Source organism: Cytobacillus sp. MT66 (assembly GCF_058792595.1).
The window spans coordinates 1-21929 of the sequence record NZ_JBXAFB010000018.1 but is presented as its reverse complement, the minus strand read 5'-3'; the positions used below and the strand labels follow the sequence as shown (position 1 = coordinate 21929).

Sequence of the window (21929 nt, the reverse complement as noted above, 5' to 3'; positions counted from 1 at the left end):
AATGCGAGATTTTACTTCCGGTTATTTTACAATGAACGAAGAGGATGCTGTTGAGTATGCACAAGTACAGCTCAGCTTTTTTGAAACCGGTGCAAAATTGGAATGCCGTGAAATCGGTGATGGGAATTTAAATTATGTTTTTAGAATCGTAGATCATGAGACTGGCAAATCCGTTATTATTAAACAGGCTGGCCCTGTAGCTCGGATTTCTGATGCCTTCAAAGTATCGCCTGACCGCAATCGAATTGAAAGTGATATTTTAAAACTTCAGGGTGAATTAGTAAAGGGGTTAGTTCCGGAAATTTATCATTACGACCCCATTATGAACTGCTGTGCCATGGAGGATTTGTCAGACCATGAAATCATGCGAACAGCCTTATTAAAGCATAAAAAATTCCCATTGTTTGCCGAGCATATAACTGACTTTCTGGCAAATACACTGCTTTTAACCTCCGATGTTGTCTTAAATCATAAGGATAAAAAAGCATATGTGCAGCAATTTACCAATCCGGAACTCTGTGAAATTTCCGAGGATCTAGTTTATACGGAGCCATTTTATGACTGTGAGCAAAATGATGTGTTTGAAGGGACCAGGGAGTTTATCCGTGAAACAATCTGGAATGATCAGAGGCTTGCTTTAGAAACAGCTAAGCTGAAATTTGATTTTATGACAAAGGCCCAGAGTCTTTTGCATGGCGATCTTCATACAGGTTCTATTTTTGTTAAAGAGGATTCAACAAAGGTCATTGATCCTGAATTCGCATTTTATGGTCCGGCGGGATATGATATTGGAAACGTCGTGGCCAACCTTATTTTTGCCTATGTAAGTGGAAGCATTATAATAGAAGAAAAGAGTGCAAGAGAAGATTACTTACAATATATAGAGACTGCTATTCAACAAGTTATTCAATTGTTTACTGAGAAATTCTCAAAGCTCTGGGATGAGAAATGTTCAGAACCAACAGCTAAAGTTCCAGGCTTTAAAGAGCAATATCTCGATTCCATTCTAGAAGATACAGCAGCCGTCACAGGGCTCGAACTATGCAGAAGGATTATCGGTATTGCTCATGTGAAGGACATTACCTCTATTACGGATGGAAACAATCGGGTCATTGCTGAAAAGATTTGCTTAACAGCTGGAAAAACGTTTATCCTTGAACGCTCTGCTGTTCGGACAGGCGAGGAATTTCTAAAGGTTTTGCATCAGAGTATTAGTCAGATTAAAGGGGAACAAACCAATGACAGCATCTATCGCAGCCATTCAATCAGTACGATTGGATGATGAAAAAAGTTCTGTAGTCATTCTTGATCAAACTCTTTTACCAAATGAAAAAGTTTTTCTTTCTTTATCAAGCGTGGAAGGAGTTTGGGATGCTATTTACCATTTGAAGGTAAGGGGAGCACCGGCGATTGGGATTGCTGCGGCCTATGGAATTTACCTTGGTACCAAACAATCTCAAGCTGACGGCTTTATCGGTCTTCAAGAGGATTTCAGCAACATAAAGGCTTATCTTGAAACATCACGGCCAACTGCTGTTAATTTGTTTTGGGCATTAAACCGGATGGAACAACGCCTTTACAGTGAAGCAGAAAAAAGTGTTGATGAAATAAAAAAAGCTTTAAGGGATGAAGCAGAGAAAATCCGTGAGGAAGACGAGCAGGTTTGTCTGTCCATTGGCGAGTATGCGCTTTCCCTGCTGGAACCGGGATGGGGGCTATTGACTCATTGCAATGCAGGGACCATTGCAACAGCAAAATATGGAACTGCACTTGCACCGATGTATTTGGGTCAGGAAAGAGGCTATAATTTCCAGGTATACGCCGATGAAACGAGACCTCTTTTGCAGGGAGCACGCCTGACAGCCTGGGAATTGCAAGAAGCAGGTGTAGATGTGACTCTTATCTGCGATAATATGGCTTCTATTGTCATGAAGGAAGGAAAGGTGCAGGCCGTATTAGTTGGATGTGATCGGGTAGCAGCAAATGGCGATGCGGCAAATAAAATTGGCACATCAGGTCTTGCTATTCTCGCGAAGCATTACAACATTCCATTCTATGTCTGTGCCCCGCTTTCAACGGTTGATCTTGAGTGCCCAACAGGGGAGAATATCCCGATCGAACAGAGAAGTTCAGAAGAAATTACGGCAAAGTGGTATGAAAAACCAATGGCGCCGGATAAGGTGAAAACGTATAATCCAGCTTTCGATGTAACAGATCACGAGTTAATTACAGCCATTATAACGGAAAAAGGAATTGCCTATGCGCCTTTTGAGCAAAGTTTAAGTGAATTGGCTAAAAAATAAAAAAAACGTGCTCCCGCTATTGAAGCGGGAGCGCGGTTTTTTTATATAGAAGGCTTTTATTATTTTACATGAAACTCACTTGGGTTAGGACCTTTGCGCTCATTGCGGTTTAGTTTATTGATTTCTCCCATTTCATCCGCTGTTAATTCAAAATCAAACACCTGGAAGTTTTCTTCAATTCGGGATGGTGTCACTGATTTTGGAATAACAATGGTGTTATTTTGCAAATGCCAGCGCAGGACAACCTGTGCGGAAGATTTTCCGTGAGCTACAGCAATTTTTTGTACGGCCTCATCCTTTAAAACCTCTCCGCCTTGCTGCAGCGGGCTCCATGCCTCAACGAAGATATCGTGTTTAGCACAGAATTCCTTTAGCTCTTTCTGGTCGAGGTATGGGTGGCATTCTACCTGATTCAATACTGGTTTAACTTCGCATTCCTTCAGAATTCGTTCCAAATGTTCAATATGGAAGTTGCAAACGCCGATTGCCTTTACGCGTCCATCTTTATAAAGCTTTTCCATTGCTTTGTATGTATCAACATATTGATCAAAATCCGGGGCAGGCCAGTGGATTAAATAAAGATCCACATAATCAAGTCCAAGTCTTTCAAGGCTTGCATCATAGGCCTTAAGTGTATTTTCGTATCCTTGATCGCTATTCCAAACCTTTGTTGTGATAAAAAGTTCATCACGAGGAATTCCGGATTCGCGGATTGCTTTTCCTGTTCCTTTTTCATTCTGATAAATCATTGCTGTATCAATGGAGCGATAGCCTGTTTCCAATGCTTTTGCAACAGAAAGGGCTGCTTGATCATTTTCTACCTGCCAAACACCAAAACCAAGCTGCGGCATTTTTAATCCATTATTTAAAGTAACAAAATTCAATAGAAAAACCTCCTGCCATTATTTGAACTAGGATTAGCCAGGCGAAGTTCGGACAGAGCTGTCCGGTTTTTAAAAAAGCTAGTCTAAAATGGAGAGCAGTTCGGACATTGTCGGCTGATAAAACGTGAAACGAGTCTGAACTAGGCGTGTCTTCGGACAGAGCTGTCTGTTTTAACGCGAAACGAGTCTGAACCAGGCGCGCCTTCGGACAGAGGCCCCGGATTTAACGCAAAACGAGTCTGAACTAGGCGCGTCTTCGGACAGAGGCCCCGGATTTAACGCGAAACGAGTCTGAACCGGGCGGACCTTCGGACAGAGCTGTCTGTTTTAACGCGAAACGAGTCTGAACTAGGCGCGTCTTCGGACAGAGGCCCCGGATTTAACGCGAAACGAGTCTGAACCGGGCGGACCTTCGGACAGAGGCCCCGGATTTAACACGAAACAAGTCTGGACCAGGCCCGATTTCAGACAACAAAAGCAGCATATCCGCAAACTCAGTCCGAACTATGAACAACTCCGAAACCCAAGCCGTTTATTCGCCTGGAATATTCCAATTCCGATAATAAGAATAGCAATATGCACATCAATTTTCAAATTTCGTACTCAGGGAATTTTAGTATTGATTGGTATTCAGAATTATAGAAATTCACATAAAAAATTAACGAATATTCAGCAAATAAAGTGTACAATGGAATTATAAAGGGGGTATTTTATTGGAGAAAATGAACCGGGAAGAACGAAGCTGGGCATTTTATGATTGGGCGAATTCGGCCTATGCCATTGTTGTAGTAACGGCGATTTTTCCGCTTTATTTTAAATCAGCTGCAACAGAAGCTGGGATTGCATCATCCACGTCAACAGCTTACTGGGGTTATGCCAATTCAACAGCTACACTTCTGTTATCAATATTAGCACCGCTGCTGGGAACTATCGCTGATTTTAAAGGCTTCAAAAAAAGGTTTTTTGCTTTCTTTGCCTCTTTAGGGATCATTTTCACATTCATGCTGGCGGTTATTCCAAATGACCAATGGCTGATTTTACTTGGTTGTTTTATATTAACGTCCATTGGCTTTGCCGGAGCCAATATTTTTTACGATGCTTTTCTTGTAGACGTAACTACTAAGAAGAGAATGAACAAAATCTCTTCAAACGGTTTTGCGCTTGGCTATATCGGCAGTACGATTCCTTTTATTATTTCGATTGCGATTATTCTTTTAGCACAGATGGAGAAGATTTCTTTATCTGTTGGGACAGCCAGCCAGATTGCTTTTGTGATCACCGCCCTATGGTGGGGGTTTTTTACGATTCCAATGCTGAAAAATGTTAACCAGACTTATTATATAGAGCGTGTGCCAAACCCTGTTTCAACGAGTTTTAAAAGGCTTTATGAAACTTTGAAAAATATCAAAGCCTACCGTGCCTTATTTCTGTTTTTATTAGCGTATTTCTTTTATATTGATGGCGTCCATACAATTTTAACGATGTCGACTGCATATGGCTCTGATCTGGGGATCGGTGCATCAACGCTTTTGATTGTACTGTTTTTGGTCCAGGTCGTTGCTGCGCCGTTTACCATTCTCTTTGGCAAGCTCGGGCAAAAGTTTAACGAAAAAAAGATGATATTAACAGCTATTTTTATCTATATGTGTATATGCATCTATGCTTATTTTCTTAAAACGGTGCTTGATTTTTGGATTTTAGCGATGCTAGTAGCTTCTGTCCAAGGCGGCATCCAGGCGTTAAGCCGAGCTTATTTTGCCAAATTAATCCCAAAGGAATCCTCTAACGAATTTTTTGGCTTTTACAATATTTTTGGAAAAGTTGCCGCAATTGCAGGACCTGCAATCATGGGTGCAACCACTCAGCTGACAGGAAGTACGAACAGCGGGGTGCTGAGTCTTGTTGTTTTGTTTATCATTGGCGGCTTTATTTTACTAAGAGTGCCAAATCAAGAAGAAATGATAATCGGAAATGCAGTTTCAAAAGATGTTCATTAGTTAAGGAAGCCCTGCGATTAGGGGCTTTTTTTTATGGTCAGATAACGAATAGGGTTTTGGTTCATAATAATAGCAGGATAGTATTTCGAAAAAAATTCGTTGGAAAGTATAGGATATTAATGTTACGATTTTCACCGAGGTGGCAAAATATGCTGGTAAGAGAATTTATGATATACAATGTAATCAAAGTAAAACCGGAGACAAGCGTGAAAGAGGTCTTGGAAATTTTAGTGGACAAGGAAATCGGGGGCATGCCTATTTGTGATGACCATGACGCATTGCTTGGCATGGTATCTGACGGTGATATTTTGCGTACTATTAAACCGATTGAGAGTCAGATCTATGGGCTTGGCCTATATATGGAGTATCTGGCGGAACATAATTTGCAAACCCGTATTAAGGAAATAGCGGATGTTGAAATTATTAAAATTGCAAAGACAAAGGGTTTGATTACTGTTTACCCCGATGATGAAATTGACCATGCTGTTAAACTGCTGTCTAAACATCATTTTAAAAAACTCCCTGTTGTTAACCGAAATAATCGAGTCATAGGCGTCATAAGCAGAGGAGATGTCCTGCGAAAAATCCAGGCTTCCATTCTAACTAACTTATAAAAAATGCCCCTTATTTTGAGAGGCATTTTTCAATTTGACTTGTTAAAGCGTACCACAATTGGCCGTTGATTTCCGTTCCAGGCGCTTCGCTTTCCGGGGGGCGTTTTGCGAGCCTCCTCGTCACATACGTTCCTGCGGGGTCTCGCTTCAACGCTGATCCCCCAGGAGTCTACGCGCCTTCCACTCCAATCAACTAAGCGGTTAAAATTAACAACTTAGCCTTCAATTAAAATCATTTGTGATCCTCTGAAGTGTGAGGTATGTCACCGTAAGATAAATGAATATTTGTTAAACTAGTGTAAATATTCAAAATTATCTTATCGAAGGGTGAAGGGATTGCAGATTAAAAGCTTAGCATTTTTAACCATAATTCTTACCTATGCATTAATTGTTTTTGGTGGATATGTTGCGTCCTCTGAATCGGGAATGGGATGCGGGCCAGAATGGCCATTGTGTAATGGATCAGTCATTCCGGTTTTGCAGGGTGAGACCTTGATTGAGTTTACCCACAGGGTCATTGGGGCGATTCTTGGAGTTTTAACACTTGTACTTGTCATAAGATTGTTGCGTCATTCTAAAAATGGACAGGTTCGGACGGCTGCATGGGGAATTTTATTTTTGCTCATAATTCAGATCTTATTAGGGGCAGTTGTAGTTATTTTAGATCTGCCTGCTATTGTTGTTACCTCTCATCTATTAATCGCAATGATTTTTCTTGCAAGCCTTATATGGGTGTTGCATCATGCCGGACGGATAGAAACAGGGGGGGATGCGCCTGTATCAAAAGGAAAGAAACAACAGGGAGTTATTCATTTTAATATCCTGTTAATCATGGTTTTGTTCACTTTAGCTATTGGAGCCTATATTAAGCACGAGACATATGGATTGGCCTGCAGCTGGCTGGATTGCGGAACTGCATTCTTTCCTGCAAGTTTTCCAGAAATATTGCAAACGATGCATCGGATACTAGCAGCTGCCACCACTCTTTACATTCTATTACTAACATATTGGGCTGTTGCCAAGGGATGGCATACCTCTCTGCAAAACCGCCTAATGACAGCTTCTTTAATCATTCTTCTGCAGCTCATAGCGGGAGTCTTAACCATTGTCAGTTTTCTTGATATTTTCTGGGCTGTCCTGCATCTAGCCATTGGATCAGCACTGTTTGCCGCTGCTTTTGAGATAAGGCTTTGTGCAGGGATGCATGCAAAGACCAAACAGACCTCTGTTCTGATAAGCAAAGAAGGCAAAAAGCTTATATAAAAATCAAAGCTGCAACCGGGGTGATTGCAGCTTGTTTTTATTTCCTATTTTCCCTTTTCCTCAAAAAGCCGAATGATATTGATAATTACATTTGTTGCTTTTTCCATATTATCGACAGAAATGTATTCATATTTTCCATGATAGTTTTCTCCGCCAGTAAAAATGTTTGGTGTTGGGAGTCCCATATAGGAAAGCTGGGAACCATCAGTACCTCCACGGATTGGCTCAACTATTGGGGTGATATTTAGCATTTCCATTGCTTGATGGGCAATATCGACAATTTCCTTTACAGGTTCAATTTTTTCTTTCATATTATAATATTGATCATTGATTTCAAGCACGATGGTTTCTTGACCATATTTTTTCTTCAGCTCTTCAATTATTTGCTTAAACGTATTTTTCCTTGCTTCAAAATTATTCTTATCAAAGTCCCTTATGATATAGCTTAGCTTTGTTTCTTCTACATCCCCGTTAATGGAGAGGAGATGATAGAAGCCCTCATACCCTTCTGTAAACTCAGGCGCTTCTTCTGCAGGCAGGCTTGCATGAAACTCCATTGCGATTTTAGCCGAGTTAACCATCTTACCTTTGGCTGTTCCCGGGTGAATATTATTGCCTTTTACAGTAATTTTTGCGGAGGCTGCATTAAAGCTTTCATACTGAAGTTCACCGAGGGGGCCGCCATCAACAGTATAAGCGTATTTAGCATCAAATGCGGCTACATCAAATTTGTGGGGTCCTCTGCCAATTTCTTCATCAGGTGTAAAGGCAACTCTTATTTTTCCGTGCTTGATTTCAGGATTTTTTATTAAATAATCCATCGCAGTCATAATCTCTGCAATCCCTGCTTTGTTATCAGCGCCTAATAACGTTGTGCCATCGGTTGTAATCAGTGTATGACCCTTATATTTAGGCAGGCTAGAAAAATCCTTGGGGGACAGGATGATTTGCTGTTCCTTGTTTAATATAATGTCAGTGCCATCGTAATTTTCGTGAATCTGCGGGTTTACATTCGCCCCTGTAAAATCAGTTGCTGTATCCACATGTGCTAAAAAGCCAATGGTAGGAACGGTTTTATCAGTATTAGCAGGTAAGGTAGCCATTAAATAGCCATTTTCATCAAGATGAACGTCTTCCATGCCAATTGCCTTTAATTCCTCTGCAAGCATGTTAGCTAATGTTAATTGTCCAGGTGTGGAAGGACACGCTTCATTTTCTTCATTAGACTGTGTATCAACTTTAACGTATGTAGTAAAACGTTTAATGATTTCCTTTTTCATTTGTTATCACTCCTTAATGATACTGTTGCCATTTTTATTATAATCTAGTTGGCTTAGTTTTTAGTAAAGCTAAATAAAAATATGAAAGAAGACAAAGGCAATAAAAATAAAAGACATTGTATAATGAAACTTTCTTCTTTTACCGGAGGCTTTCCATCTTCTTAATAGACCGCTGAACAGCAAAATAGGCAAAATGGTGATAGCTGCAATTCCGCTAGCCGTTTTAGATTGCCATAAGATGTCCGAATGGGAGACAATCATCACTCCGGCATGAATGACAATAAGCAGGGTGGCGGAGAGGGCAATGGAAATATGATATTTCATCATCCTTTTGGAAATTTTCGCAAGCTTAATCTTTGCATTTCGATTTTTGCTTTTGCGGATAAACAGGAAAACAAAATACATATTTACATTAACAAGGAAAAGGATAAAAGCAGCCTGTGCAATCAGTTTTCCAATTAATATAACATTTGTATCATATCCGCGGTACAGACTCCACAGCACAATCATAATGACGGTTATGATATTAACAGTCAGCCATCTTGCAATCATTTTACCACCTGCTTATTTTATTAATATGGCTTTGTTAAAGCTTAATGATGATTTTAACCGCTTAGTTGATTGGATCGGAAGGCGCGTAGACTCCTAGGGGCTCAGCGTTGAAGCGAGACCCCGCAGGAGCACGGCGACGAGGAGGCTCGCAAAACGCCCTTAGGTGCGCGAAGCGCCTGGAGAGGAAATCAAGATCAAACTTAACAGAGCTATTAATTTTAAACCAAATATATCATATTTTTCTAAACCTTAATTTAATCTAAAAAATCTGAGATAATATTATTGGAAGGATAAGTTAATTTTTTGATTGTTTAGAATATTTGAGGTATAATTAGCTTTGTCCTGATAAAAATATGACAAGCCGGTAAGAAGGTGGGAACAACCATGAATGAAAAAGACTTATTTACAAGTACCGCGGAATTGCTGAAAAGGCATACATCGGTTCGAAAGTACAAACAAGATAAAATTCCAGTGGAAACATTGAAAAATTTGCTGAATGCAGCCCAGCATGCTGCTTCGTCTAATTTTGTTCAGGCCTATTCTGTAATTTTAGTTTCGGATGAAGACAAAAAGAGAGAAATCGGCGAGCTTTCTAGAAATCAGCCTCAAATTAATTCTGCACCTGTGTTGTTGCTGTTTTGTGCCGATATGAAACGTCTGGAATTAGCCTGCCAGAAGAAAGGAACAGATATCCAGCAGCAGACAACGGAAAACTTTCTCGTATCTGTCATAGATACAGCACTGTTTGCGCAAAATTTTGTGATTGCCGCTGAATCTCAGGGGTATGGAATATGCTACATAGGCGGTGTACGAAATAATCCCGCTGCAATTTCCGATATTGTGAATCTTCCTGATAAGACTTTTCCTCTATTCGGAATGACGGTAGGGGTGCCGGATGAACAGCATCAGGTCAAACCACGGTTGCCTGTAGAAGCGATCCTGCATGAAAATACGTATGACACCCAGAAATATCATGAAATCATTGAGGAATATGATCAAATCCTTGGTGATTACTATAAAAATCGTCTGACAAATACAAAAAACAGTGACTGGTCTGATACAATGAGCAAGTTTTTATCCGAGAAAAGAAGATCACATATGAAATCTTTCCTTGAGGAAAAGGGGTTTTATCTAACTTAGGATGTACTGATTTACTAATTAAATATTTGAAGGAGGAGAAACAATGGCAGCAATAACAAGTTTCAAATTATTAGATCTAGAGGATATGAACTTATTTATTAATGGGGAATGGGTAAAGGCATCTTCAAATACCTATTTTAATCTAACGAACCCATCAAACGGGGAAATCGTTGCAAAAATTCCTAGGGGCGGTAAAGCTGAAGCTAAAGCAGCCATTGAAGCAGCCCATGAGGCATTTCCAAAATGGGCAAAGCTGACAGCTTATGAAAGAGCAGATTACATGTTAAAGCTTCGCGATCTCATGTTTGAATATGAACAAGAGCTTGCAGCGTTAATGAGCATTGAAATGGGAAAAGCTTATGCTGAATCGCTTGGTGAAGTTAAATATGCAGCAAGCTTTTTAACTTGGTATGCTGAGGAAGGCCGCCGCGTTTATGGAGAAACCATTCCAGCGTCTGTTCCGAATAAACGATTATTTGTTATTAAGCAGCCAGTTGGCGTCATTGCGGCAATTACACCATGGAATTTCCCATTAGCCATGATGACAAGAAAGCTTGGTCCAGCGATGGCTGCCGGATGTACTGGGGTCGTAAAGCCAGCCAGCCAATCACCGCTTTCTGCTTTAGCTTTTGCAAAATTAGTTGAAATGGCGGGAATCCCTAAAGGTGTTGTTAATGTTGTTGCTGGTGCAACAGGAGAGATTTCGGATGAAATCTTTGAAAACCCAATCGTTAAGAAAATATCCTTTACTGGATCCACTGAAGTAGGCAGAACGCTTGTTGAAAAATCGGCACCGCAGCTGAAAAAGTTATCACTAGAACTTGGCGGGCATGCTCCATTTATTATTTTTGAAGATGCTGATCTTGAAAAAGCAGCTGAAGGAGCATTAGCAAGCAAATTCAGAAATGCTGGACAAACATGTGTGTGCGCAAACCGAATCTATGTGCATGAAAACATCAAGGATGAATTTGCGAAAATATTTGTTGAGAAGGTAAAACAATTAAAAGTCGGAGATAGTCTTGCAGAGGGTACTCAAATTGGACCTTTAGTAAATGGAGACAGCTTGAAGAAGGTTGCTGAGCAAGTTCAGGATGCTGAGGAAAAAGGTGCAGTGGTTCTTCATGGCGGTAAGCCTCTTAGTGAGAAAGGCTATTATTATGAACCTACCGTGTTAACAAATGTGACGAATGATATGTTAATTATGCAGGAGGAAACGTTTGGACCTGTAGCTCCATTATCCACTTTTACAACAGATGAAGAAGTCATTCAAGCAGCAAATGATACCATATATGGTTTGGCAGCTTATTTGTATACTTCTGACATCAGCCGGGCAGTGAAGGTTTCTGAGGCATTAAACTTTGGCGTAATTGGTTTAAATGATGGCATTCCTTCTTCTGCACAGGCTCCATTTGGAGGCATGAATCAAAGCGGTTATGGACGTGAAGGCGGACATCAGGGAATCAGAGATTATTTAGAAGAAAAATACATTTCTTTAGGATTGTAATAACAGTAAAAGAGACCCTTCGTCATGAAGGGTCTCTTTTAATTAAAAATAAATTTGTCCAGCTTCTATTCAGCTAGACGCGCAAGGTTATTGCTGATTTTTTAATTGTTCCTGTGCCATGGCAACGAGTCGTTTGGTCATTTCTCCGCCGACGGAACCATTGGCTCGTGCGGTCGTATCTGCACCCAGCTGAACTCCAAACTCATGGGCGATCTCATTTTTCATTTGATCTAATACATTTTCTGCACCAGGTACCAAAAGTTTGTTTCTTGCCACGATACATCACTCCCACCACGAAGATTTTGAGCAAATATTGCTCGGTTTTAATTTAACCGAGATATTGCTGTTTGATGCATGAGATCTAATGATTTTAAAACACGATCTTCATCTTGCGTGTCTACATAAATGGAGGAATTCCCTTGCTGATTTCTGAGACAAGTGAGGCTATTGATTGGAGTTGTTGGTCGTCAAGGTCGAATGCGCTTTTTATTTTATTTTCAAGATCCGTTGTGACTCTTCTTTTGCCAACTTCAACTAAAGCGATCAGCGAGAAGCTGCAGCTGACAAGCTTCGCAAAATCGCGCTGAGTCAGATTATAGCTTTTGCGTATGAATTTAACAATTTCTTTATTCATTTTCATATAACAACCCCTCCCTAGTGTTTTATTTTTTAAGTTAGCATTGAAAGGTTTAGTTGTAAAGAAATTTTTTCTGGTCTTTTTCCCCTAATGATGTGAACATTTTATGTCATATCTTTTTAGTAAAAGAGAAAAAGTGTGATTCGGTTCACTTCTGCATGGCTTGTTCATCCTTATAATGATAATAAATCTCAATTGAATTTCATGTCATCCTAAATTTAAGGAGGAAAACCATGAGTAACGAACTAAAGGATCAAATCTTAGAGGCACTTGAAGAGGTCATTGACCCCGAATTGGGCATTGATGTTGTAAATTTAGGACTTATATATGAAGTAAACTTTCCGGAAGCCGAGAAGGTGCATATTGTCATGACCATGACTTCCATGGGCTGCCCAATGGCCGGACAAATTGTTGCAGGTGTAAAAAATGCCGTTTTAGACAATGTTGATGGAATAAAGGATATAGATGTTGATGTTGTCTGGAATCCGCCTTGGTCAAAGGAAAGACTTTCCCGGTACGCTAAGCTTGCGCTGGGAATCCATGGATAAATGATAAATACCCCCCTATATTTTCCTTTATTAGGTGATTACCCAAGAAGTTTTCTGGTCATTTGCATAGTATTTAGTGGGTATTAAATAACAAAGATGATATGGAGAGGATATGTAAATTGAATAATCATTTTATGCCCTATGAAGTTCATCATGCGGATGAAGCCAGGATTAGACCTTTTGGATTTGGCAGAAGACCATTTTTTGGAGGCGGATTTGGCTTTAGAAGACCGTTCTTTGGCGGCTTTGGCGGTTTTGGCCTTCCATTCTTAGGAGGCTTGGCACTAGGCTCATTACTAGGCGGTCCATTCTACGGAGGCTACCCGTATTATGGAGGCTATCCATTTTACGGTGGCTACCCTTATGGAGGATTTTGGTAATAAAAATGAACATCAAAGCAAAAAAGTTCTGCAATAAGCAGGGCTTTTTTTTCTATGGGTGCCAAAGAGCAGGGAGAAATTCCCTATAGGGATAACCCCCAAATTGTGTGTTCGTCTATCGCACAATAGCTCATATTTGAATAGGATATAGAGAATCAAATAAAGGAGGTATATGTTTATGTCAGATGGATGCGGATTCGGCTTTGGTGGAGGATTTGCTTTACTGGTTGTGTTGTTTATCCTATTGATTATTATCGGTGCTTCTTGGGGTTACGGATACTACTAAAACAGTCTCATCTTATTAAAATAGATTAAGGGGGGAGAGCTGATTATGTTCGGCTATGGCGGCTATGGTTATGGCGGCTACGGTTATGGAGGATACGGATTTGGAGGCGGTTTTGCATTAATCGTCGTTCTATTTATCCTTCTAATTATCGTTGGCGCAGCTTGTTGGAGATAAAATCTTTGAAGGCAGGGAAATATGTTTTCCCTGCTTTTTCTGTGCAAAATTGCCCTCTTCTAAATAATGTCACCTTTTCCATGGAAAGAATTGAGGTGTAGAGTATCATGTATATCTGTGTTAGGGTTATACATGTTGATAGGAGTTGAATATTCAATTCCAATTTTTCAGCAAAATAAATCCTAACGATGCTGTTGGAAAGCATTAGGATATGTTATAGGAGGAGATATAATGAAGAAGCTTGCAGCACTATTTGCAGCTATCATGATGCTCTCATTCCCATTCATTCCATTTGGCCATCAACGTGCATATGCAGAGACTGCAGATAACGTTACTATATATACAGTTCAAGAAGGGGATTCTCTTTTTAAAATTGGTGTGAAGCTTGGGGTGTCGGAGCTTAAACTAAAAGAAATAAATCATAAAAGAACAGATATTATCTATCCAGGTGAAAAACTGATTTTGCCGGAAACAATTTCAGATACAGAAAAAGATTTATTGGCAAGACTTGTTCATGCTGAAGCTAAAGGCGAGCCATATGCTGGTAAAGTCGGCGTTGCTGTTGTTGTCTTAAATCGTGTAGCAGATGATCGTTTCCCAGATACAATTAAAGAAGTGATTTATCAAGATCGTCAATTCCAGCCAGTAGATAACGGCTCCATTAATAAGCCAGCAGATAAATATGCGAAAAGAGCTGTTATGGAAGCACTCGCTATGCAGGGAAAAGGAAGTAATTCTGTGTTCTTCTTTAATCCAGATAAGACAAGCAGTAAGTGGCTTAGAACGAAAACTGTGACAACGGTTATTGGAAAGCATCGATTTGCTAAATAACAGGAAATACTCATTGTGAACAACCCCGTGGATGTTAGACATCAAGCTAACATTACGGGGTATTTTTATTACTTTTCTATATACTCAAATAAGAATGACTGGCCATTTCGATAGAATCTAGGGTCATATAGGCCTATTCTTTTCTCGTCATCAACTAGAACCACAAAGGGTGACCATTCATATAATGTTTTCGCTTCAGGAAGCTTGCTGAACAGCAAATCAAGATTGGCATCTTCTGCAGACTGAAGTACATATTGTGTTTCCTTTTCAGTTAATATACTGTCTTTAAATATTGTAACCTGATTATCCTGTTTGGTTATGACAGAAAAAGTCCATGGGATAAACTCGGCTGATAGGGCTATCTGGTCATACTTATTTTCATACTCACGGTATAAAAATAAGCCTTGTGAGGTTTGAATGAACAGATGTATGACAATTAATGCCCAAGCCATTCGATAATAATGGAATGATTTTTGTTTATTTCTCTTAGAAAAAAGGAAGGCAGCTCCTAATATTGACCAAAATACCAAATCAACTATAGGGATGGTGCCAAAAGTAATGCGCGCTGATGAAAAGGGTTCAAAATAACCCGTTCCCCAGGCATTAAATAGATCGCTTGTATCATGGATAAAGACAGCAAGCCATCCAAGCAGGAACAGTTTCAGTGATTTTACCTTGAAAAAGAAAGCGGCAATAAGTAAAAATAGCAATGCCCATACAGGGGTCAAAAAAACAGAGTGGGTAATGCCGCGATGCCACATTTGATATAGGCCCCCTGTATCCCAAAGACGAGAAATGACATCAATATCAGGAATGAGACTAGCACCAACTGATGTGACCAAAAAGGCTCTTTTTGAATCTTTATCCATTTCTTTTTTATCAATGGTTCCATATAAGGCAAAACCGAATAACGTATGGGTAATTGAATCCATAAATTACTCCTCCATAAAGGGGCTGTAAATATTTCCATTATAACCGTGAATTTGGCTGAAGGCTATTAGCATGCATTTTTTAGCGGTTATTACAGCCTTGCAATCTCTTTTTCTGAGAGATAAAATTAACATTATCAAAATTATAGAGTCAGTGAGGAAATTCCATGGGAAATCAGTTTAAAGATGAAGTATTGTCACGGAGAACGTTTGCGATCATCTCTCACCCGGATGCAGGAAAAACGACATTAACAGAAAAGCTTCTTTTATTTGGGGGAGCAATTCGGGATGCGGGTACTGTAAAGGGAAAGAAAACAGGGAAATACGCAACAAGTGACTGGATGGAAATTGAAAAGCAACGCGGGATCTCAGTAACATCCAGCGTGATGCAATTTGATTATAATGGGGCACGGGTGAACATTCTTGATACACCTGGGCACCAAGATTTTAGTGAAGACACATACCGGACGCTTACGGCGGTTGATAGTGCGGTCATGATTATTGATTCAGCGAAAGGGATTGAGGAGCAGACATTGAAGCTGTTTAAGGTATGCCGCATGAGAGGTATTCCCATCTTCACTTTTATTAATAAGCTAGACCGGCAGGGAAGAACGCCATTAGAACTGTTAGCTGAATTAGAAGAGGTTATGGGAATTGAATCTTATCCAATGAATTGGCCGATTGGGATGGGAAAGGAATTCCTGGGCATTTATGATCGTTTCAATAACCGGGTCGAACAGTTCCGGGTGGACGAAGAAAGCCGGTTTATTCCTCTAAATGAGGATGGTGAAATTATTGGAGACCATCCTATAAAGCAATCTGGACTTTATGACCAGGTTCTTGAAGAAATCATGCTCTTAAATGAAGCTGGCAACGAATTTTCAGCGGATAAGGTGAAGAACGGGGAATTGACCCCTGTATTCTTTGGCAGTGCCTTGACCAACTTTGGGGTACAAACCTTCTTAGAATCGTATCTGCAATTTGCACCACCGCCGCAGCCAAGAAATTCAACAGCAGGAAAGATTGATCCATTATCAGAAAGTTTTTCTGGTTTTATCTTTAAGATTCAAGCCAATATGAACCCTGCACATAGAGATAGAATCGCGTTTTTACGAATTTGTTCTGGCCGATTCGAACGCGGAATGACTGTAAGTATTCCAAGGATTGGCAAACAGGTAAAACTTTCACAATCCACGCAGTTTATGGCCGATGACCGCAGCACGGTTGATACGGCAGTCAGCGGTGATATCATTGGTATTTATGATACAGGTACCTATCAAATAGGCGATACACTTACGGAAGGAAAAGACAATTTTAATTTTGAAAAGCTTCCGCAATTTACACCAGAGCTTTTTGTTCGGGTGACAGCCAAAAATGTTATGAAGCAAAAACATTTCCATAAGGGCATTCAGCAGCTTGTGCAAGAAGGCGCCATTCAGCTTTACCGCACAGTTAAAACAGATGACCTATTACTGGGTGCAGTAGGACAGCTGCAATTTGAGGTATTTGAACATCGGATGAAAAATGAATATAATACCGAAGTGATTATGGAACGAATTGGTTCCAAGATTGTCCGATGGGTAGAGGGCAATGTGGTAGATGAAAATCTTTCCAGCTCCCGCAGCCTTCTTGTTAATGACAGATACGAAAATAAAGTATTTTTATTTGAAAACGATTTTGCCTTAAGATGGTTTCAAGAAAAGAACCCTGATGTAAAGCTTTATAATCCTATGGATAGCGAACACTAAACGGCCTGATTCCAGGCCGTTTTTTTATGCCTATTGACAATTTTATTTCATAATAATATATTAGTAACATAATATTTTACTTTAGCGCTAAAAAGCGTTTAAGTTAAAAAGCGGTTAAAATTTGGGGAGGACTTCCGCCATGAACTTGGAGAATGCTGTATTGAAGCTAAAGCCGATCGAAGCTTTATTGGTTATCATCATCATATTAGGCGGAATTAGTTACGCAATTATATTTGCGGGGGTAGTTCCTCATATACCTATTGTATTGGCTATTATGGGTTTAATCCTTTATGGTATAATTAGAAGGGTACGGATTAAAGACTTAGAAGAAGGCATGATAGACGGGGCCAAGGCTGGGCTTGGAGCAGTGCTTTTATTCTTTTTCATCGGCATGCTCATCAGCAGCTGGATGGTTAGTGGTACAATACCAACCTTTGTCTATTTAGCCCTTGAAATAGTAAATGGAAAATATTTTTATGCAATAGCTTTTATCGTAACATCAGTTATAGGCATGAGCATTGGGAGCTCTTTAACAACTGCTGCAACGATTGGGGTTGTCTTTATGAGTGTAAGTGCATCCCTGGGGTTATCTGAAGCCGTTACTGCAGGAGCAGTTATTTCTGGAGCATTCTTAGGAGACAAAATGTCCCCATTATCAGATACAACTAATCTTGCTTCAGCCATTGTCAAGGTGGATTTATTCGAACATATAAAAAATATGCTTTGGACTACTGGACCAGCTTTTATCATATCATTAATTCTGTTTGCTTTTTTATCGCCAACAGAGGCGTCAGCAGGATTCAAAAAATTAGCTGCATTAAAACATTCACTGAATGAATTAGGTCTTATTCATTGGTATTCAATTATCCCGTTTTTGATATTGGCATTGCTGGCCATAAAAAAAGTATCAGCTATTATAACCCTTTCTGCCGGAATTGCTTCTGCAGCTCTGATCGGATTTGTTGTCCAAAAAGATCTTTCGGTTCAATTGTTAATGAATATTCTTTATTCAGGATACAAAATGGAAAGCGGATCAGAAGAAATCGATTCCCTTTTATCAAGGGGGGGCATGGAGAGTATGATGTTTCCGATTTCATTAGTCCTATTATCCCTTTCAATGGGCGGACTCCTTGTCAAACTCGGCGTGCTGCCTGCGCTATTAGATGGGGCGAAGGGGATTTTGCAAAAAGCGCCAGCCCTAATTGCTTCGACAGCTGGAACTGCGATAGGAATAAATTTTCTCCTAGGGGAGCAGTATCTTTCCATTCTTTTGACCGGAAATGCTTACCGGGACTTATATGAAAAAGCTGGGATGCATCCAAAAAATCTTTCAAGAGCATTAGAGGATGCGGGAACGGTTATAAACCCGCTTGTTCCGTGGGGCGTGTGCGGTGTCTTTTTAACCGGTGTATTAGGAGTCGATACTCTCAGTTACCTGCCGTTTACTTTCTTTTGCCTATTATCGCCTGTTCTAACAATTGCCTATGGTCTTACCGGGCTTACCATAACCAAAAGCTATAAAAAGGAAGCAGCTGCCTAAAACAGCTGCTTTTTTTGTGTGGTTTCGCTTGCAATTGGCTAACAAGCTTCATTATAGTTAGATTGGACTATGTCGGTCAGCAGAAAACTCTAAGGCAAACAGACCCGTTCTGTCTTCTCATTAGCTGAAAGGAGAATGAAGGTGAGAATTAGTCAATTTTCAATTAAAAGGCCAATCTTTACTTTAGTTACGATGTTTTTGGTCTTAATTTTAGGTATTGTTTCCGTTATAAATATTCCTATGAAGCTAATTCCGGATATTAACCCGCCTGTAGGGGTTGTTGTAGCATCCTATCCAGGTGCAAGTTCTGAAGAAGTTGCGCAAAAGGTGACAAAGCCTTTGGAGGAAAGCCTATCAACACTGCCAGGATTAAAGACCATGACTTCCTCTTCACGGGAAAATGCAAACTTTATTCTTTTACAGTTCTCATGGACAACCGATATAGACGAAATTCAAAATGATATTATTCAGCGCGTAGATCAAGCACGGCTGCCCGATGGTGCGGATCGACCGAGGTTCATGAAATTTGATCCGTCACAGTTTCCAATCATTCAATTATCATTGCATTCCGATACCGAGGAAGAAACATTAAGAAATATTGCCACTCAGCTAAAAAATGACCTCGCTAGAGTACCTGGCGTTGCCAGTGTCAACCTCTCCGGAACAGCAGTAAAGGAAATTCGGGTAGAACTTGATCAGGCTCAATTAAAGGAATATCAGCTTAGCCAAGAAGACATTGTCAATGTCATTCAGGCAAATCAAATCTCCCTGCCGGGGGACACGGTGCTAACAGGGGATAAGGAACTGACCACCCGCGTCATCAGCACGATTGATTCGCTGGACACACTTAAAAAATTAACTGTAACAATTGATCCTTTTACAGGGGAAGAAATATTACTTCAGGACATTAGTAAGGTCCAAATGCAAAAAGAAGATGACAGAACGATCACTCGGGCAAATCAGAAACCATCTGTACTATTAAGCGTGCTGCAGCAGTCAGACGCAAATACAGCCGAAGTGTCCAATGAATTTAAGCACCGTCTTGATGGTCTACTGGACCAAGAGAAATACAAGAATATTGCCTATGATATTCTTTTTGACCAAGGAGATTTTATCGGGCTAGCAATCAGTAATATTTCCACCTCGCTTATCCTTGGCGGCCTGTTTGCTATGATTGTTCTTTTCTTGTTCCTGAAAAATGTGAGAAGTCCGCTCATTATCGGAATATCCATTCCGTATTCTGTCATCTTCACATTTGTCTTAATGTATTTTTCTGATTTCACCTTAAATATTATGACTCTTGGCGGACTAGCTTTAGGGATTGGTATGCTGGTCGATAATTCGATTGTGGTGATCGAAAATATTTATCGCCATTTGTCAATGGGAAAGGATTCAAAGAAGGCTGCGATTGAAGGTGCCATGGAAGTTGGCGCGGCGATTACGGCATCAACCTTAACAACGGTAGCAGTATTCTTGCCTGTTGTATTTATTACTGGTATCATCGGACAATTATTTACAGAATTTGCTTTAACCATATCATTTAGTCTATTTGCTTCATTAATTGTTGCCTTAACGGTTGTCCCGATGCTTGCAAGCAGGCTATTAAAGGCTCCAGGAAAAAATCTGGAGGCTAAAAGGCAAGCATCCCCGTATATGCGCTTACTTGAAGGGGCGGTTAAATGGTCGCTAAAAAATCGCGCCATTGTTCTGCTGATTTCTTTGATTTTATTAGGCGGAGGAGGATATGCCTTATCAAAAGCTGGCACAGAATTTCTTCCGAACACGGATGAAGGCTTTTTCACTATGAAGGTTAAGCTGCAGAATGGCGCTGCCCTTAGTGAAACTAATCGTGTCGTCTCATCTTTAGAAAACGAGTTAAAGGATGAAAAGGATATTGAGACATATGTCAGTCTAATCGGAACAACCCAAGAGGGATCCTTCCGCGGGTCCAAAAATGCCAACATTGCTGAAGTATACGTAAAAATGAAGGAGTTGAAAAGACGGGAACGATCAACCTTTGAATTTGTTGACGACGTAAAGAAGCGGCTTGAAAATGCTGTGAAAGAGGCAGACCCAAATGCAGAACTATCATTTAGCCTGCAATCGTCATCAGGAACTTCACCTAATACGCTGACCTTTAGTGTGCAAAATACTGATAAAAAGGCATTAAACAGGGATGTAGAGAAGATTTCTGATGCCTTGAAGACCATTGATGATGTTACAGAGCTCTCATCAGATCTTTCAGAAAAAGTAGAAGAAATTCAAATTACTGTTGACCGCAAAAAAGCCTTAGAAAATGGTCTGGCACCTGGACAAATTGCCATGGCTGTCAATGATGTGACAAGAGGGAATCGCGCGGCACAAATGATTGATGAAAATACCAATATTTATGGTGTATTCGTTGAGTACGATCCAGAGGTTACACAAAATCTTGAGAAACTGAAAACGCTGCTTCTGAAAAAGCCCGATGGCAGCTACATTGCCCTTGCTGATGTAACCGATATTAGAGTAGGAGAAGGGCCAGTAAGCATTCAGCGAATCAACCAAGAAAATGCTGTCCAGTTCACATTAAAATATAAAGCAGCAACAAACATGGGAGCCATCTCTAAAAAAGTTGATAAAAAAATTGAAGAGCTTCACCTCCGTGATGAAACGAAAATCGTTTTCAGCGGTGACCGTGAATTGCTTGAGTCCTCAATTGATGAAATGATTATGGCTTTTGTTTTGGCGATTATTTTTGTCTATCTAGTCATGGCAGCACAATTTGAATCATTGAAGTATCCTTTTGTGATCATGTTTACAGTTCCGCTTATGATAATTGGTGTGGCCATTGCTTTAAGGGCAACAAATACGCCAATCGGGATTACAGCCATTATCGGTATTATCGTTCTTGCCGGGATTGTCGTTAATAACGCGATTGTCATCGTTGATTATATTAACCAGAGGAAGGAACAGGGCATACAAACCTATGAAGCCATTGTCACTTCCGTTAAAGATCGCGTCAGGCCAATACTCATGACAGCCTTAACAACCATACTTGGTTTAATTCCTATTGCTCTTGGCATCGGGGAAGGTTCTGAATTAAATCAGCCAATGGGTATTGTTGTTATTGGGGGCCTGTTTAGCAGCACTTTTCTGACTCTTTTTGTCATCCCCGTGGTTTATAGCTTATTTGATAAAGATACCAGGAGCTTAAAGAGGTTTGAAAAAATGTAAAAATCCATGTATAAAAATTCATTTTGGGGGCTGTCCAGAAAGTAAGTTTCGATTAACTTTCTGGATCCCCCTTTTTTTATTTCTGGCTCACTGAAATTTGGCC

Annotated in this window: 20 protein-coding genes and 1 pseudogene; 15 read left to right on the top strand and 6 right to left on the bottom strand. The window is 40.1% G+C overall.

Going from position 1 to position 21929, the window contains the following annotated elements; genetic code table 11:
* Position 1 precedes the first annotated feature (1 nt).
* Both mtnK and mtnA read left to right on the top strand, forming a co-directional pair.
* Positions 2-1282 (top strand): S-methyl-5-thioribose kinase, encoded by a 1281-nt coding sequence (gene mtnK / locus AC1Q59_RS21835; protein ID WP_492367978.1) that lies wholly within the window; start codon positions 2-4, stop codon positions 1280-1282.
* Positions 1239-2303, top strand: coding sequence for an S-methyl-5-thioribose-1-phosphate isomerase (gene mtnA, locus AC1Q59_RS21830; RefSeq protein ID WP_492367977.1), 1065 nt, complete (start codon positions 1239-1241; stop codon positions 2301-2303). Before mtnK ends, mtnA begins: the two co-directional genes overlap by 44 nt.
* A gap of 59 nt (positions 2304-2362) precedes the next feature.
* Here mtnA and AC1Q59_RS21825 read toward each other — a convergent pair whose 3' ends face one another.
* Entirely contained in the window at positions 2363-3187 is an 825-nt protein-coding gene (locus AC1Q59_RS21825; protein WP_492367976.1) for an aldo/keto reductase, read from the bottom strand.
* A gap of 713 nt (positions 3188-3900) precedes the next feature.
* On the opposite strand from AC1Q59_RS21825, the gene AC1Q59_RS21820 reads away from it, so the two are divergent.
* The 3 genes from AC1Q59_RS21820 (at position 3901) to AC1Q59_RS21810 (ending at position 7061) form a co-directional block, all read left to right on the top strand.
* Positions 3901-5184, top strand: coding sequence for an MFS transporter (locus AC1Q59_RS21820; protein WP_492367975.1), 1284 nt, complete (start codon positions 3901-3903; stop codon positions 5182-5184).
* Between the two features lie 149 nt (positions 5185-5333).
* Positions 5334-5798 (top strand): CBS domain-containing protein, encoded by a 465-nt coding sequence (locus AC1Q59_RS21815; protein ID WP_492367974.1) that lies wholly within the window; start codon positions 5334-5336, stop codon positions 5796-5798.
* A 336-nt stretch (positions 5799-6134) separates the two neighbouring features.
* Positions 6135-7061 carry a COX15/CtaA family protein gene (locus AC1Q59_RS21810; RefSeq protein ID WP_492367973.1) on the top strand — a complete coding sequence of 309 codons (927 nt, stop codon included), beginning with the start codon at positions 6135-6137 and terminating at the stop codon, positions 7059-7061.
* Between the two features lie 44 nt (positions 7062-7105).
* Here AC1Q59_RS21810 and pepT read toward each other — a convergent pair whose 3' ends face one another.
* On the bottom strand, positions 7106-8341 hold the full coding sequence (pepT, locus tag AC1Q59_RS21805) for a peptidase T (protein ID WP_492367972.1): 1236 nt from the start codon (positions 8339-8341) through the stop codon (positions 7106-7108).
* 69 nt (positions 8342-8410) lie between these two features.
* The gene (locus AC1Q59_RS21800; protein WP_492367971.1) at positions 8411-8893 is read right to left on the bottom strand and encodes a hypothetical protein; all 483 of its coding nucleotides are present in this window, start codon (positions 8891-8893) and stop codon (positions 8411-8413) included.
* A gap of 384 nt (positions 8894-9277) precedes the next feature.
* Here AC1Q59_RS21800 and nfsA point away from each other — a divergent pair, with 384 nt between their 5' ends.
* Both nfsA and AC1Q59_RS21790 read left to right on the top strand, forming a co-directional pair.
* Positions 9278-10033, top strand: coding sequence for an oxygen-insensitive NADPH nitroreductase (gene nfsA, locus AC1Q59_RS21795; protein ID WP_492367970.1), 756 nt, complete (start codon positions 9278-9280; stop codon positions 10031-10033).
* 43 nt (positions 10034-10076) lie between these two features.
* Positions 10077-11537 (top strand): NAD-dependent succinate-semialdehyde dehydrogenase, encoded by a 1461-nt coding sequence (locus AC1Q59_RS21790; protein WP_492367969.1) that lies wholly within the window; start codon positions 10077-10079, stop codon positions 11535-11537.
* 87 nt (positions 11538-11624) lie between these two features.
* Here the strand turns inward: AC1Q59_RS21790 and AC1Q59_RS21785 are convergent, their stop codons facing one another.
* A complete protein-coding gene (locus AC1Q59_RS21785) occupies positions 11625-11813 on the bottom strand; it encodes an alpha/beta-type small acid-soluble spore protein (protein WP_492367968.1) in 189 nt (62 codons plus the stop codon).
* Positions 11814-11934: 121 nt separating this feature from the next.
* Positions 11935-12171, bottom strand: a complete 237-nt coding sequence (locus AC1Q59_RS21780) for a helix-turn-helix domain-containing protein (protein ID WP_492368023.1) — start codon at positions 12169-12171, stop codon at positions 11935-11937.
* A 236-nt stretch (positions 12172-12407) separates the two neighbouring features.
* Here AC1Q59_RS21780 and AC1Q59_RS21775 point away from each other — a divergent pair, with 236 nt between their 5' ends.
* The 5 genes and pseudogenes from AC1Q59_RS21775 to AC1Q59_RS21755 all read left to right on the top strand — a co-directional run bounded on the left by AC1Q59_RS21775 (position 12408) and on the right by AC1Q59_RS21755 (position 14393).
* Positions 12408-12722, top strand: coding sequence for a metal-sulfur cluster assembly factor (locus AC1Q59_RS21775; protein ID WP_492367967.1), 315 nt, complete (start codon positions 12408-12410; stop codon positions 12720-12722).
* 119 nt (positions 12723-12841) lie between these two features.
* Entirely contained in the window at positions 12842-13102 is a 261-nt protein-coding gene (gene ymaG, locus AC1Q59_RS21770; protein ID WP_492367966.1) for an inner spore coat protein YmaG, read from the top strand.
* Positions 13103-13280: 178 nt separating this feature from the next.
* Positions 13281-13388, top strand: coding sequence for a YjcZ family sporulation protein (locus AC1Q59_RS21765; RefSeq protein ID WP_492367965.1), 108 nt, complete (start codon positions 13281-13283; stop codon positions 13386-13388).
* A gap of 87 nt (positions 13389-13475) precedes the next feature.
* Positions 13476-13562 (top strand): annotated as a pseudogene (locus AC1Q59_RS21760) (YjcZ family sporulation protein); the annotation flags it as partial.
* Between the two features lie 231 nt (positions 13563-13793).
* Positions 13794-14393 carry a cell wall hydrolase gene (locus tag AC1Q59_RS21755; RefSeq protein WP_492367964.1) on the top strand — a complete coding sequence of 200 codons (600 nt, stop codon included), beginning with the start codon at positions 13794-13796 and terminating at the stop codon, positions 14391-14393.
* Positions 14394-14461: 68 nt separating this feature from the next.
* Here AC1Q59_RS21755 and AC1Q59_RS21750 read toward each other — a convergent pair whose 3' ends face one another.
* Positions 14462-15325 carry a metal-dependent hydrolase gene (locus AC1Q59_RS21750; protein WP_492367963.1) on the bottom strand — a complete coding sequence of 288 codons (864 nt, stop codon included), beginning with the start codon at positions 15323-15325 and terminating at the stop codon, positions 14462-14464.
* A 164-nt stretch (positions 15326-15489) separates the two neighbouring features.
* On the opposite strand from AC1Q59_RS21750, the gene AC1Q59_RS21745 reads away from it, so the two are divergent.
* From AC1Q59_RS21745 to AC1Q59_RS21735, 3 genes are all read left to right on the top strand, one after another.
* Positions 15490-17070, top strand: a complete 1581-nt coding sequence (locus tag AC1Q59_RS21745; protein WP_492367962.1) for a peptide chain release factor 3 — start codon at positions 15490-15492, stop codon at positions 17068-17070.
* Between the two features lie 139 nt (positions 17071-17209).
* Positions 17210-18610 carry a Na+/H+ antiporter NhaC gene (gene nhaC, locus AC1Q59_RS21740; protein ID WP_492367961.1) on the top strand — a complete coding sequence of 467 codons (1401 nt, stop codon included), beginning with the start codon at positions 17210-17212 and terminating at the stop codon, positions 18608-18610.
* Between the two features lie 141 nt (positions 18611-18751).
* On the top strand, positions 18752-21826 hold the full coding sequence (locus AC1Q59_RS21735) for an efflux RND transporter permease subunit (RefSeq protein ID WP_492367960.1): 3075 nt from the start codon (positions 18752-18754) through the stop codon (positions 21824-21826).
* Positions 21827-21929 lie beyond the last annotated feature (103 nt).

Excerpts from the sequence above, each read along its gene's own strand:
- mtnK (WP_492367978.1), top strand. The coding sequence starts at position 2 with ATGCGAGATTTTACTTCCGGTTATTTTACAATGAACGAAGAGGATGCT.
- mtnA (WP_492367977.1), top strand. The coding sequence starts at position 1,239 with ATGACAGCATCTATCGCAGCCATTCAATCAGTACGATTGGATGATGAA.
- AC1Q59_RS21815 (WP_492367974.1), top strand. The coding sequence starts at position 5,334 with ATGCTGGTAAGAGAATTTATGATATACAATGTAATCAAAGTAAAACCG.
- pepT (WP_492367972.1), bottom strand. The coding sequence starts at position 8,341 with ATGAAAAAGGAAATCATTAAACGTTTTACTACATACGTTAAAGTTGAT.
- AC1Q59_RS21800 (WP_492367971.1), bottom strand. The coding sequence starts at position 8,893 with ATGATTGCAAGATGGCTGACTGTTAATATCATAACCGTCATTATGATT.
- nfsA (WP_492367970.1), top strand. The coding sequence starts at position 9,278 with ATGAATGAAAAAGACTTATTTACAAGTACCGCGGAATTGCTGAAAAGG.
- AC1Q59_RS21790 (WP_492367969.1), top strand. The coding sequence starts at position 10,077 with ATGGCAGCAATAACAAGTTTCAAATTATTAGATCTAGAGGATATGAAC.
- AC1Q59_RS21780 (WP_492368023.1), bottom strand. The coding sequence starts at position 12,171 with ATGAATAAAGAAATTGTTAAATTCATACGCAAAAGCTATAATCTGACT.
- AC1Q59_RS21775 (WP_492367967.1), top strand. The coding sequence starts at position 12,408 with ATGAGTAACGAACTAAAGGATCAAATCTTAGAGGCACTTGAAGAGGTC.
- AC1Q59_RS21765 (WP_492367965.1), top strand. The coding sequence starts at position 13,281 with ATGTCAGATGGATGCGGATTCGGCTTTGGTGGAGGATTTGCTTTACTG.
- AC1Q59_RS21755 (WP_492367964.1), top strand. The coding sequence starts at position 13,794 with ATGAAGAAGCTTGCAGCACTATTTGCAGCTATCATGATGCTCTCATTC.
- AC1Q59_RS21750 (WP_492367963.1), bottom strand. The coding sequence starts at position 15,325 with ATGGATTCAATTACCCATACGTTATTCGGTTTTGCCTTATATGGAACC.
- AC1Q59_RS21745 (WP_492367962.1), top strand. The coding sequence starts at position 15,490 with ATGGGAAATCAGTTTAAAGATGAAGTATTGTCACGGAGAACGTTTGCG.
- nhaC (WP_492367961.1), top strand. The coding sequence starts at position 17,210 with ATGAACTTGGAGAATGCTGTATTGAAGCTAAAGCCGATCGAAGCTTTA.